This is a genomic window from Endozoicomonas sp. (genome assembly GCF_051008435.1).
Taxonomy (GTDB): Bacteria; Pseudomonadota; Gammaproteobacteria; order Pseudomonadales; family Endozoicomonadaceae; genus Endozoicomonas_A.
Map to the genome: position 1 here is coordinate 1 of NZ_JBPCXO010000290.1, position 10,375 is coordinate 10,375.

The window sequence follows — 10,375 nt, forward strand, 5'->3', positions numbered from 1 at the left end:
AAATACTTGAAACATTATCTGGGCTGGCGGCGGCTATTGACAGAAGCTGACAAGTTAACAGGTGAGCGTCTTTCTGAAAAAATTGTAGAACACTGGTTCAAACAACAGATAAAAGCAACTTAGCCCTTTGCACCTGGTGTACCGCCCTTTCCTTTGATGCATGTGGACACTACCTGGAAGTTCCAGGAGATGATCAGCTTTCGTGACCGTATTTCTAAAGAATATGGCATGGAGTTGCTGGTTCATACCAATGAAGAAGGTCGTGCAGCCAATGTTAATCCGTTCGATCATGGTTCGGCTAAGTACACCGACACCATGAAAACTCAGGCGCTCATAAGAGCATTTTAGGACATCCACAAATTTTTGAGTTAATGAAATCCAAGGGGGCAGTTCTTGCATTGTGCATAGAATAAAAATGAACCCCCAGGCAGTTTGGTCTATGTTGGTTTACTCATGTTAGAATCATTGCAGGCCAAGCCAATGCAACAGCAGCCAATTATGAAAAGTTTTCCGATCAGTGTAGAAAATTATCTCGCAGAAGAGCAGGAATCTGAAGTAAAGCACGAATATGTCAATGGCTATATTTATGCCATGGTGGGGAGTAGTCGTCGACATAACCTTCTCAATGTTACTTTGACAACGCTATTTAAAATGCATCTTACTGGTACTGGGTGCCAGGTTTTCGCATCTGTTATGAAAGTCAAAGCCGGTGCCAGTACCGATGATATATTCTTTTACCCTGATGTGGTGGTGAGCTGTAGTAGCAATAGCCAGAACCCTTATATTGAAGAAGAGCCAAAGCTGATTGTAGAGATCCTGTCGCCAAGCACGGAAAAGTACGATCGTTTAGCGAAACTGGATGCCTATACTAAAATTTCTTCTCTTGAAGAGTATTTGCTGGTTGACCAGAACGATTTGAAGATTGATCTTTACCAACATGACAAAGGGCAATGGAAATTGACCCGTTACAGTCAAGGTGATGAGCTGCATCTTTCATCTATCGATTATTCAGTGGCTGTGAGTACGATCTATCAGGATGTTATCGGAACTATCTGAGGTTTCGGTGTCAGGAACACCGGGGGCAGTTCTTGGATTGTGAAAGGTTCCAGCAATCAAAAATTGAAGTGGTGGTGTATGAGCCTGTGCTGGAAAAGTCTGAATTTTTCCACTCAAAGGTGATTAACGATCTCGAAGCCTTTAAACAAATGTCGGATGTGATTGTTTCTAGCCGGATGGTAGGAGATCTGTCTGATGTGGCTGAGAAGATTTATACCCGCGACTTGTTTGGGACGGATTAAAAACACGTTGTGTTTTGCTTAACATTTAGCTTGAGATAGCTATCTGGTTTCAAGGCAATCTCCGGGAATTTTTGTAACAGCTTCTTATCCCATGTAACAAGTGGGCAGTTTATCTTTTTGGCTACTGCTACAAACAGTGCATCGTAGGCAGGGTGTTTGGCGAAGGTGGCTATTTCAAGAGCGTTGAACCATAAGTGCTTACTACTGGTAACAGAGGTTATCAGAGCTTCGGCTCGCTCCATTGCCTGTATTGCTTGTTGCAGGCTTAATTTCTGGTGTGTGACCCATTGCCATGCAACATTACTGAACTCGGTACGGAACAGGTCGGGTACATGGATTTCGTCTGTTCTTTCCAAAACCGCTAACGCTTCCTGTCTATGCGTTGGCTCATTGAAAAGCGCGTAGGCAAATACCATTGTGTCGATAACAGCAGTACTCATGGCCTGCCCTCATGGCGCCAGACATCCATGCTTTCAGCTGGGGTTTCCGGGAGCTCATCCCAACTGTCTTTAATGGCTCTAATCACTAGTGACTTTTGCTGGTAACGGGTTTCGAGCAGTTCTCTGACTTCTTGTTCCATAGAGCGATTGCTTGCTTTGGCACTGGCTTTCAGTCGATCTATAAGGTCGGCTGGTAGATTACGAATGGTGAGTGTTGCCATGACTGTCTTCCTATCTCAGTGTTACCAGTAGAATGCTAGCACAGTGCAAGCAGTCTGCTACGTTTCATATTATTATTTTTAAGTTATTTTCTATTTTTATGACTCAGTTTAAAAATCTGATGAAGTCTTCAGGCCTGGCGAACAATTGAACAGGAATGTACTGCTGGTAGCAGGAAAAATCATTGTCGGTAGTAAAAACAGGGATTTGGTACTTTATGTACTTTATGCCCATTATGACAATCAAATAAAGGTGTTTATAACCGCAAGCTTTTGTGCGGCTAGCCAATTTTCAAGACACCTTCTTTGTCCAGTTTGATGAATGATTTTATAATGGCTTCATTTTCTAACAATATAGATTCTATCGCAGCGAGCTTTACATTCCCTGTGGTAAGGTAAATCAGTTTTGGCGGATAGCCATGTTGGGTTGCAAAGTAGAGAAAATCTTTGTCTTTACTGACAATGGTCATCTGATGCTTTTTTGCATAACACCAAATCTCAATATCGGGTGAGTTATCCAGCTTTGAATGCAAAACATGCAGGCTTCCGGGATAGGTGTCTTTGATTCTAGCAACGAGTTTTGGGGAAAGGTTTTCATCCAGCAGGAGCATCAGGCGGCACCAGGTAACTGATTGGCTGCGTAGAGCAATGCAGCCTTAATCTGTTCAGCCAGAAGGTTAGGGTGTTCATCCAGTATTTCAGCCTGTGTCATACCATTTGCCAGCATTTCAAGTATGTCAGTGACTGTTATTCGGGTCCCTTTAATGCAGGGTTTTCCAAAACGTTTTGCCGGATCAACTTCAATATGTTGTAAATAATCTTCCTTATTCATGTCTTTCTCCTGAATGAGCCAGAAAACATTTTACAGCAAGCTAACAGCTCATATATTGTCTTTCAATTTTTAATACAGATCCCAGTCTAGCTGGTGTTGTTGAGATATTCCAAGTACATATCATGACTATCAAAAAAGCCAAAAAAGCCAAAAAAGCCGTCTTCCCCGCTGCAGGTATGGGTACACGATTTATCCCTGGCACCAAAGCCTGCCCCAGGAAAGATTTTTAGAAAGTTTTTAGAGCATTTGCTATTGGTGACTCAGGTTATGTGTAAGGTTCCAGCGATCACAATATTGACCCGAAACCCAAACCTATGACTTTATCCTTCATTTCGATCAACTGGGTTGACTCTTTTTTTGCTCTGGAACAGAAGCATGCCTCATCTATCAGTCGATTGCTGGCACCAGCGCTTTGAAAACCATCAAAAAACGTTAACTGTGCTGGAGTCTGCAGTGGTTGTTGTTCAGGCCTCACCAGATGACCAGCTTTATCGTGTTGCTTTGATCCAATCGTTTAAATACAGTTGGGAATTGGTTTGGAAGGTGATGAAGGATTACCTGACCTAACCCGGATATTTCGTAAATTCGCGTGCGCCCTCGCTTGCCCCTTGCGGCACTGAGGAAGCTTGGCTCAATCGACCGTACACACCAGTACGGCGCTCAATCGCCAAATTCCTTAGTGCCACAGGGAATTACCGTGCAGGATCTGACATTGATATTGCACTTTGGCTTGATAGCAGTGACCCTCTTCTGATCGAACGGATAGCATTGGCGCTGGATGAGCTGCCAACGCCTTATCTGTATGATGTCATCGATTACAATTCGATCACTCATTACCCCCTGAAAGCGCATATTGATCGCTATGGTAGAAAGCTGAAACTTGAATTGCTCGGGGTGGAGAGTTAAAAGAGTCTGGGGGACAAACGCTTGCAAGTTAGGTCACTGGTTGCGACCAGTCTTCAACCTGTAAGCCGGGCACTCTACAAAACTCCCTGACGTTATTGGTAATAACAATCAATTCCTGACTTCGAGCATGTCCGGCTATCATATTGTCATAACTACCAATCGGCTGACCGTAAGTTTTCAGAAAGTGTCGAATTTCAGCAGAGTGTTCTGCCGCATCTTCATTAAAATCCAGCACAGGAATAGCGCTCAGAACGGTATTCAGTTCTCCCAGTTTTTTCTCCCGCAGCGCTTCTGGTGTACAGCAAATGCCAAACATAAGTTCGTCAACGGTGACTGCCGATATAAACATGCGACCATTGTTAGTTTTGAAATGCGCTCTGATACTACCCGTATCGTAACCTCGCAGGATGTGAATCAACACATTAGTGTCAAGCAAGTATCTCATTATGCCCAATCCCCAAAATCACGTTCTTGTGGTAAAGGCTGCTCCCTGTCGGGGTAATCCGGGCAGGCCGTGAGGTTGTCAAAAAATAAGTCCCAGTCAACGTCTATAGGCGAAATGGTCAATGTGTTTCCTTGTCGCTGGATATGAACGTGCTTTACATTGTCTGAAAACGCGAATTCCTTGGGAATACGGACAGCCTGAGTTCTGTTGTTTTTGAAAATAGTCGTTCTCATCTTTAACTCCCTCTTGTATATACCTTTGTATATACTAGATTGAAAAGTCAGACCTTGTCCAAAAAAAACTCTGGACCTGAAGAATTAAACCCAACTTATCAGGTTGCAAGAAAGACATGTACGCTCTATATTCATTAACGTACATGTCTTTATGGAGAATTTCTAATGCCTGCTCGTACAGAATCTGCTAGTGAACCTCATGAAAATGAGGTCACACTCACACAATTACGAAAGAATATCTATCAACTGGTTGATGAAGTCATTGCATCGGGTAAACCTCTGACACTCAATCGTCGTGGCTGCTCACTTAGGCTCGCCGTTGTGTCGCCAGCGCAAACCAAGCTGGGTAACCTGAAAAATCGTGACACTCTCATTGGCTCCGTTGAAGATCTGGAAAATGAACAGTTTCAGCAGTGGGAGGCTGATCATGGTTTTGATTGATACGCATATTGCGGTATTCCTCCATGCAAACGAGCTAGGAAAACTATCCAGAGGCGCCTGTGACGTGTTGGAATCCCATGATATTGTATTGCCCGAAATAGCAAGACTTGAGTTGCAATACTTATATGAAATCAACCGAATAGCCTATCCACCTGAGCAGATTGTTGCAGATCTTTATGGCGATATAGGGCTTGCCTCTTCAAATACGCCTGTAAACAGCCTGATTCAAACCGCTATCAATATTCATTGGACAAGAGATGTTTTTGATCGATTGATTGTCGCTGATGCGCTGTTCAGAAACTGTTCTCTTGTCACCCGAGATAACAAGATCATTGAGCACTTTCCCAAAGCCTTAAGTGCGCGTTAGTTTTTCTTAGTATCAGCAAGAACTACGGATTAAGGCTGTAAGGCTGTAAGGCTGTAAGGCTGTAAGGCATTATTTTAATTACCACGTTATTTATCAAGCCAATATAAATGTTAAGTAAGACTATTTCTGGCCTTAGCCGCTGGTATTATTATCGTCAGCCTAGTGCACTCAATCCAAAAAACGGGTTATCTCGTGACGATGGATTTGACTGGAAAGCAACTGATGATGATCCATACTTTTCTGTTAAACCTTTAAAGGGTCCAATGCCACAGGGTTGGTATATGTTAGAGGTAAGCGTTCGCTCTTCGGCTCCCTCTCTCGATGGCAGGCTTTATTTCAATACAGGTCAAGGGTATACAGAAGATCAGGCTTTCAAGTTACCTCTAAAGTCTGGAAGACTGTTTAAAAAAATTGTTTATTTTGATCGTAAAGTAAATTCATTACGATTTGACCCATGCACAGGCCCAACCAAGTTTACCGTTGAGCATTTTTGTTTTTGCAAGCTCACTGCTGGTAAAGCCCGAAGCCTGATGGTTAATAAAGTTAAGCGCTGGCACCCGGAGTATAAGCTGAAAGCTTGAAGCTTGAAGCTTTGAAGAAAGCCTATTCTGATTGTTTTCAGCAAACTCCATTATCAGCGACTTATCAACAATGGATAGAGCATTATGAAACACCACTGTTTGGTAACCAGTCCGCCCTAAGGAATGAAGCTTCTGGCTTTTCATACACGCCTCTTATCTCTATCGTTATGCCTGTTTATAACGTAGCAGAGGAGTATCTGAGGAAAGCTATTGAATCAGTTCAAGACCAAGTTTACCCAAATTGGCAGCTTTGCATTGCTGATGATTGCTCGACAGAGCCTCATATTAAAAAAGTGTTGGATGAATTCCAATCTTCCGACTCACGGATAAGCGTTAAGTACAGAGAACAAAACGGCCATATATCCAAAGCCAGCAATTCCGCTTTATCGCTAGCAAGCGGTGAGATTATTGCTTTGCTGGATCATGATGATACCCTGGCACCACATGCACTCTTTTGTGTTGTTAAAGCATTCAATGAAAACTCAGAGATTTCGTTTATCTACAGCGATGAAGATTTTATTGATGAGCAGGGTCACCGCCTGAGACCTCATTTTAAATCCCAGTGGAATCCCGAGTTATTGAGGGCTCACAACTATATCACTCATCTTGCTGTAATCCGTAAAAGACTGATAGATGAAGCAGGTGGTTTTCGTGTTGGCTATGAAGGTGCACAGGACTATGATTTATTTCTTAGATTAACGAAACATCTACCCCCTGATCAGATTCACCATATTCCACACATCCTCTATCATTGGCGTGCCATAGAAGGATCGACTGCCGCAGACTCAAATTCAAAGAATTATGCTACAGAGGCAGGTTTGAAGGCATTGCAAGATCAGCTTATAAGTGACCGTTCTATTAAAGTTAGTCATGACCAACCAGCTAATTTTTATCGAGTGGATTCTACTCTGCCAGAACAACCTCCATTAGTGAGTCTTATTATACCCACACGAAATGCTTTAGACGTTTTAAAGCCCTGCATTGAGAGTATTCTGGAAAAAACGGACTACCCGAATTATGAGGTTATTATTGTTGATAATCAAAGCGATGACCCTGAAGTGCTTTCCTGGCTTGGCGACATTTCGAAAAATAAAAAAATTCGCGTTATTCATTACGATGCCCCCTTCAACTACTCTCTGATTAATAATTTTGCAGCCAAGCGAGCCTCAGGTGAAATTATTGGCCTTATCAATAACGATGTTGAAGTTATCAACTCTAACTGGCTTTGTGAGATGGCTTCATTAGCCATTCAGCAAGATAATGGCTGTATCGGAGCAAAGCTGTATTATCCCGATGGCGACATTCAACATGCAGGCGTTATCCTGGGTCTTGGAGGCTACGCTGCACATTCACACAGAGGTTTACCAAGAGATCACCCTGGTTATTTTAACAGAGCTAACATCCGTCAGAACCTTTCTGCCGTAACGGGTGCTTGTCTGCTGGTTCGAAGGTCGATCTTCGAAGAAGTTGGTGGTCTTAATAAAGATTTTACAGTCGCCTATAACGATGTAGACTTCTGCCTTAAGGTTCAAACATCGGGTTATCGAAATGTTTTCACCCCCTTTGCTGAGCTTTATCATCACGAATCCAAAACACGAGGCTATGATGATACGCCAGAAAAGCAGGCTCGTTTTCAAGCGGAAAAAGATTTGCTCTTTATGAAGTGGGGTAAACTACTTGAGAACGATCCATACTATAGCCCGAACCTGTCACGATCCCATGAAGACTTTTCTATTAGAGCCTGAGTATGTCACCACTATTTTTTATTCATGTCCCTAAAACTGCAGGCACCAGTTTTCGTAAAGCTGCTGAGCATTACTTCTCAAAAGAGAAAATCTGTTATGATTATGGTGAAAAACAGCCTGAAACATCACCACTGATTAGAGAGTTCGTTTACCAAAAAAACGACTTATTTGGCTTAAAAAGCACCCTAAAACAACATAATATCAGTATGCTGGGTGGCCACGTCTCTGCTCGCAGGTTTGCACCAATTGTGAATCAGGATCGTATTTTAACTTTTGTCAGAGAGCCGGTTTCCAGGTTAGTCTCCGAATTTAAGCACTTTAAGCGCCACTATAACTTTCAGGGTGAGCTAGCAGATTTCATTAAGCGACCTGAGTTCGTTAACCGCCAATTCCGAATGCTTCAGGGTTATCCACCCCATATGTTGGGTTTTATTGGGATTACAGAACACTATTCTGAATCGCTAAAGCTGTTTAACCACCTCTACCAAGTCGACTTGCAAGACCTTTCATTAAATATGGCGGGTAAGGAAAAAGCACCAGCGCATGCTTTAGATGAAGCACTTATTAGAGAAATTAAAAAACTGAATAGACAAGAAATCGATCACTATCAAAAGTGTTGTGAACTGTTTTACCAGCGTATCAATTTGCTCAAAGATAATTTGCCATTCACACATGGCCAAATTGGTGGCTATGAAAATGGCAAACTATTTGGTTGGGCATTCAATAATGAAGTGGCAGATGAACCTATTGATCTATCCATCCTAGTCAATAACAAGCCAGTAGCAGATGCTTTGGCATGTGAACGCAGAGCCAATCTGTTGCAGTTCAATGTGCCCCGAGATGCTTTTATTGGCTTCAGTGCTAAGGTAGGCTCGCTAAAGGCGGAGGATCAGGTACGGGTTATTGTTAAAAATACTGGTCAAGAATTAGTCAATAGCCCGAAATTTATCGCCTAAAGATTCACAGGAAAAATTAAAGATGCATTCAAGCAATTCCTAGCCACAATGCCACCAGACGGGTAATTTCTGACATCTGACGTGAGCTCAGGTGCCCTATAGGGTTACCCATTTTATCTGCTTTTATCGTGGTGATTTTATCAATCATTACCTGTGAAGGTGTGATTAAACCATTATGATCATCTTGATATACGTTGTATCTGAACAAAAGGGTATCTCGAATTTCACTGGTAATCGGTAAAATAGTTACTGACGGGTGCTGATCAAATAAATCTGACTGTAAAATCAGAGCGGGACGAGGTTTTCCATAATCCCCTTTTATGGCTACAGCCATTATATCTCCCCGTCTCATGACCAACCCCCGTCATCTGAAAGGTGCTCAATCCAGTCTAATGTATCCTTTTCTGCAGGGTCATTTTTGAGACTGACTGACTGTTTTCTGCACTCTTCTGCAAAACCTTCCTGCCGGGTATCAGGCACCCAGATTTGCACGGGCCGAAAGCCAGCTTCCCGTAATGCGTCACGATGGCGTTTTACTCTCTGTCTGGCACTGTCAGAGTGACGTTCAGTTGGCATATTTGACCCCTTTATTGTTTCATGTAACGTAACATGTAACATAGCAAAGGGCTTACGTATGTCAAATAAGGGGGATTTTACAGAATAACCCCTTATCCAAACTATCAACATTTTGAATTAATCTGGCGGCTCACATTCCGTTGATCGCTGTTTCGAATATTGCCCACAATCGACGGGCGGTAGCGTAAAAAACTGTATAGCTTCAGAGCTGTAGAGCTGTAAAGTTTTTGACCTTACAGCCTTACAGCCTTACAGCCTTACAGCTCTCACATGAGTTTATACATGTTATCCCAAGAAAAACTAACCCATCTAAAACAACTCGAAGCCGAGTCCATCCACATTATCCGTGAAGTAGCCGCCGAGTTCGATAACCCGGTTATGCTCTACTCCATCGGTAAAGACTCTGCTGTCATGCTGCATCTGGCTGCCAAAGCCTTTGCACCTGGCATACCGCCCTTCCCTTTGATGCATGTGGACACTACCTGGAAATTCCAGGAGATGATCAGCTTTCGTGACCGTATTTCTAAAAAATATGGCATGGAGTTGCTGGTTCATACCAATGAAGAAGGTCGTGCAGCCAATGTTAATCCGTTCGATCATGGTTCGGCCAAATACACCGACACCATGAAAACTCAGGCGCTCAAACAAGCTCTGAATCAGTACAAGTTTGATGCCGCTTTTGGTGGTGCTCGCCGGGATGAAGAAAAATCCCGGGCTAAAGAGCGGGTTTATTCTTTCCGTGACAAGAACCACCGTTGGGACCCCAAAAATCAGCGTCCGGAACTTTGGAATACCTATAACGGTAAAGTTGAGAAAGGTGAGAGTATTCGTGTCTTCCCTCTTTCCAACTGGACTGAGCTGGATATCTGGCAGTATATCTACCTTGAAAACATTGAAATTGTGCCTCTTTACTATGCAGCTGAGCGCCCTGTAGTAGACCGTGACGGCACCCTGATCATGGTAGACGACGACCGTATGCCTTTGCGAGAAGGTGAAGAACCTGAAATGAAATGGGTTCGCTTCCGCACACTGGGATGCTACCCACTGACCGGAGCCGTTGAATCACAAGCCGACACCTTGCCAGAGATCATTCAGGAAATGCTTCTGACCAAAACCTCAGAGCGCCAGGGTCGTGTAATTGACCATGACTCTGCCGGGTCTATGGAGAAGAAGAAGATCGAAGGGTACTTCTAAAACGCTTTGGCGTTTTAGAAAAGCGGCTGTAAGGCTGTAAGGCTGTAAGGCTGTAAGGCTGTAAGGCTGTAAGGCTGTAAGGCTGTAAGGCTGTAAGGCTGTAAGGCTGTAAGGCTGTAAGGCTGTAAGGCTGTAAGGCTGTA

General features: G+C 43.2%; 18 protein-coding genes and 1 pseudogene. 11 read left to right on the forward strand and 8 right to left on the reverse strand.

What is annotated here, in order from left to right:
- Nucleotides 1-126 precede the first annotated feature (126 nt).
- The 3 genes and pseudogenes from ACR2PX_RS14670 to ACR2PX_RS14680 form a co-directional block, all read left to right on the forward strand.
- Nucleotides 127-342, forward strand: a pseudogene (locus ACR2PX_RS14670) (phosphoadenosine phosphosulfate reductase family protein); the annotation flags it as partial.
- Nucleotides 343-453: 111 nt separating this feature from the next.
- Nucleotides 454-1,056: a Uma2 family endonuclease gene (locus ACR2PX_RS14675; RefSeq protein WP_434000102.1), complete on the forward strand. Its 603-nt coding sequence runs from the start codon at nt 454-456 to the stop codon at nt 1,054-1,056.
- Nucleotides 1,057-1,088: 32 nt separating this feature from the next.
- Nucleotides 1,089-1,298 carry a hypothetical protein gene (locus ACR2PX_RS14680; protein WP_434000103.1) on the forward strand — a complete coding sequence of 70 codons (210 nt, stop codon included), beginning with the start codon at nt 1,089-1,091 and terminating at the stop codon, nt 1,296-1,298.
- Here the strand turns inward: ACR2PX_RS14680 and ACR2PX_RS14685 are convergent.
- The 4 genes from ACR2PX_RS14685 to ACR2PX_RS14700 form a co-directional block, all read right to left on the reverse strand.
- Nucleotides 1,295-1,738, reverse strand: a complete 444-nt coding sequence (locus tag ACR2PX_RS14685) for a type II toxin-antitoxin system VapC family toxin (RefSeq protein ID WP_434000104.1) — start codon at nt 1,736-1,738, stop codon at nt 1,295-1,297. The two genes, ACR2PX_RS14680 and ACR2PX_RS14685, sit on opposite strands and share 4 nt — an antisense overlap.
- The gene (locus ACR2PX_RS14690; RefSeq protein ID WP_434000105.1) at nt 1,735-1,959 is read right to left on the reverse strand and encodes a FitA-like ribbon-helix-helix domain-containing protein; all 225 of its coding nucleotides are present in this window, start codon (nt 1,957-1,959) and stop codon (nt 1,735-1,737) included. Before ACR2PX_RS14690 ends, ACR2PX_RS14685 begins: the two co-directional genes overlap by 4 nt.
- A gap of 278 nt (nt 1,960-2,237) precedes the next feature.
- On the reverse strand, nt 2,238-2,567 hold the full coding sequence (locus ACR2PX_RS14695) for a DUF5615 family PIN-like protein (RefSeq protein WP_434000106.1): 330 nt from the start codon (nt 2,565-2,567) through the stop codon (nt 2,238-2,240).
- Nucleotides 2,567-2,788, reverse strand: coding sequence for a DUF433 domain-containing protein (locus ACR2PX_RS14700; protein ID WP_434000107.1), 222 nt, complete (start codon nt 2,786-2,788; stop codon nt 2,567-2,569). The genes ACR2PX_RS14695 and ACR2PX_RS14700 overlap by 1 nt, the downstream gene beginning before the upstream one ends.
- A gap of 375 nt (nt 2,789-3,163) precedes the next feature.
- Here ACR2PX_RS14700 and ACR2PX_RS14705 point away from each other — a divergent pair, with 375 nt between their 5' ends.
- Both ACR2PX_RS14705 and ACR2PX_RS14710 read left to right on the forward strand, forming a co-directional pair.
- The gene (locus ACR2PX_RS14705; protein ID WP_434000108.1) at nt 3,164-3,355 is read left to right on the forward strand and encodes a nucleotidyltransferase substrate binding protein; all 192 of its coding nucleotides are present in this window, start codon (nt 3,164-3,166) and stop codon (nt 3,353-3,355) included.
- Nucleotides 3,356-3,556: 201 nt separating this feature from the next.
- Nucleotides 3,557-3,694: a hypothetical protein gene (locus ACR2PX_RS14710; protein ID WP_434000109.1), complete on the forward strand. Its 138-nt coding sequence runs from the start codon at nt 3,557-3,559 to the stop codon at nt 3,692-3,694.
- 28 nt (nt 3,695-3,722) lie between these two features.
- Here the strand turns inward: ACR2PX_RS14710 and ACR2PX_RS14715 are convergent, their stop codons facing one another.
- Nucleotides 3,723-4,139 carry a type II toxin-antitoxin system VapC family toxin gene (locus tag ACR2PX_RS14715; protein WP_434000110.1) on the reverse strand — a complete coding sequence of 139 codons (417 nt, stop codon included), beginning with the start codon at nt 4,137-4,139 and terminating at the stop codon, nt 3,723-3,725.
- Nucleotides 4,139-4,372, reverse strand: coding sequence for a type II toxin-antitoxin system VapB family antitoxin (vapB, locus tag ACR2PX_RS14720; protein ID WP_434000111.1), 234 nt, complete (start codon nt 4,370-4,372; stop codon nt 4,139-4,141). Before vapB ends, ACR2PX_RS14715 begins: the two co-directional genes overlap by 1 nt.
- Before the next feature lie 165 nt (nt 4,373-4,537).
- Between vapB and ACR2PX_RS14725 the strand changes: the two genes are divergently transcribed.
- The 5 genes from ACR2PX_RS14725 to ACR2PX_RS14745 all read left to right on the forward strand — a co-directional run bounded on the left by ACR2PX_RS14725 (nt 4,538) and on the right by ACR2PX_RS14745 (nt 8,462).
- A complete protein-coding gene (locus tag ACR2PX_RS14725) occupies nt 4,538-4,813 on the forward strand; it encodes a hypothetical protein (RefSeq protein ID WP_434000112.1) in 276 nt (91 codons plus the stop codon).
- Complete coding sequence (locus ACR2PX_RS14730) at nt 4,800-5,180, forward strand: type II toxin-antitoxin system VapC family toxin (RefSeq protein WP_434000113.1); 381 nt, start codon at nt 4,800-4,802, stop codon at nt 5,178-5,180. Before ACR2PX_RS14725 ends, ACR2PX_RS14730 begins: the two co-directional genes overlap by 14 nt.
- A 107-nt stretch (nt 5,181-5,287) precedes the next feature.
- The gene (locus tag ACR2PX_RS14735; RefSeq protein WP_434000114.1) at nt 5,288-5,761 is read left to right on the forward strand and encodes a hypothetical protein; all 474 of its coding nucleotides are present in this window, start codon (nt 5,288-5,290) and stop codon (nt 5,759-5,761) included.
- Complete coding sequence (locus tag ACR2PX_RS14740; RefSeq protein ID WP_434000115.1) at nt 5,758-7,506, forward strand: glycosyltransferase family 2 protein; 1,749 nt, start codon at nt 5,758-5,760, stop codon at nt 7,504-7,506. The genes ACR2PX_RS14735 and ACR2PX_RS14740 overlap by 4 nt, the downstream gene beginning before the upstream one ends.
- A 2-nt stretch (nt 7,507-7,508) precedes the next feature.
- Complete coding sequence (locus ACR2PX_RS14745) at nt 7,509-8,462, forward strand: sulfotransferase family 2 domain-containing protein (RefSeq protein WP_434000116.1); 954 nt, start codon at nt 7,509-7,511, stop codon at nt 8,460-8,462.
- A 28-nt stretch (nt 8,463-8,490) separates the two neighbouring features.
- On the opposite strand, the gene ACR2PX_RS14750 is transcribed toward ACR2PX_RS14745, so the two are convergent.
- Nucleotides 8,491-8,814, reverse strand: a complete 324-nt coding sequence (locus ACR2PX_RS14750) for a type II toxin-antitoxin system PemK/MazF family toxin (RefSeq protein WP_434000117.1) — start codon at nt 8,812-8,814, stop codon at nt 8,491-8,493.
- Complete coding sequence (locus ACR2PX_RS14755; RefSeq protein WP_434000118.1) at nt 8,811-9,038, reverse strand: antitoxin MazE family protein; 228 nt, start codon at nt 9,036-9,038, stop codon at nt 8,811-8,813. Before ACR2PX_RS14755 ends, ACR2PX_RS14750 begins: the two co-directional genes overlap by 4 nt.
- A gap of 282 nt (nt 9,039-9,320) precedes the next feature.
- Here ACR2PX_RS14755 and cysD point away from each other — a divergent pair, with 282 nt between their 5' ends.
- The gene (gene cysD / locus ACR2PX_RS14760) at nt 9,321-10,232 is read left to right on the forward strand and encodes a sulfate adenylyltransferase subunit CysD (protein ID WP_434000119.1); all 912 of its coding nucleotides are present in this window, start codon (nt 9,321-9,323) and stop codon (nt 10,230-10,232) included.
- Nucleotides 10,233-10,375: the final 143 nt, after the last annotated feature.

Coding starts and splice junctions, on each gene's coding strand:
- ACR2PX_RS14675 (WP_434000102.1), top strand. CDS start 454: ATGTTAGAATCATTGCAGGCCAAGCCAATGCAACAGCAGCCAATTATG.
- ACR2PX_RS14685 (WP_434000104.1), bottom strand. CDS start 1,738: ATGAGTACTGCTGTTATCGACACAATGGTATTTGCCTACGCGCTTTTC.
- ACR2PX_RS14690 (WP_434000105.1), bottom strand. CDS start 1,959: ATGGCAACACTCACCATTCGTAATCTACCAGCCGACCTTATAGATCGA.
- ACR2PX_RS14695 (WP_434000106.1), bottom strand. CDS start 2,567: ATGCTCCTGCTGGATGAAAACCTTTCCCCAAAACTCGTTGCTAGAATC.
- ACR2PX_RS14700 (WP_434000107.1), bottom strand. CDS start 2,788: ATGAATAAGGAAGATTATTTACAACATATTGAAGTTGATCCGGCAAAA.
- ACR2PX_RS14705 (WP_434000108.1), top strand. CDS start 3,164: ATGCCTCATCTATCAGTCGATTGCTGGCACCAGCGCTTTGAAAACCAT.
- ACR2PX_RS14715 (WP_434000110.1), bottom strand. CDS start 4,139: ATGAGATACTTGCTTGACACTAATGTGTTGATTCACATCCTGCGAGGT.
- vapB (WP_434000111.1), bottom strand. CDS start 4,372: ATGAGAACGACTATTTTCAAAAACAACAGAACTCAGGCTGTCCGTATT.
- ACR2PX_RS14725 (WP_434000112.1), top strand. CDS start 4,538: ATGCCTGCTCGTACAGAATCTGCTAGTGAACCTCATGAAAATGAGGTC.
- ACR2PX_RS14730 (WP_434000113.1), top strand. CDS start 4,800: ATGGTTTTGATTGATACGCATATTGCGGTATTCCTCCATGCAAACGAG.
- ACR2PX_RS14735 (WP_434000114.1), top strand. CDS start 5,288: ATGTTAAGTAAGACTATTTCTGGCCTTAGCCGCTGGTATTATTATCGT.
- ACR2PX_RS14745 (WP_434000116.1), top strand. CDS start 7,509: ATGTCACCACTATTTTTTATTCATGTCCCTAAAACTGCAGGCACCAGT.
- ACR2PX_RS14750 (WP_434000117.1), bottom strand. CDS start 8,814: ATGAGACGGGGAGATATAATGGCTGTAGCCATAAAAGGGGATTATGGA.
- ACR2PX_RS14755 (WP_434000118.1), bottom strand. CDS start 9,038: ATGCCAACTGAACGTCACTCTGACAGTGCCAGACAGAGAGTAAAACGC.
- cysD (WP_434000119.1), top strand. CDS start 9,321: ATGTTATCCCAAGAAAAACTAACCCATCTAAAACAACTCGAAGCCGAG.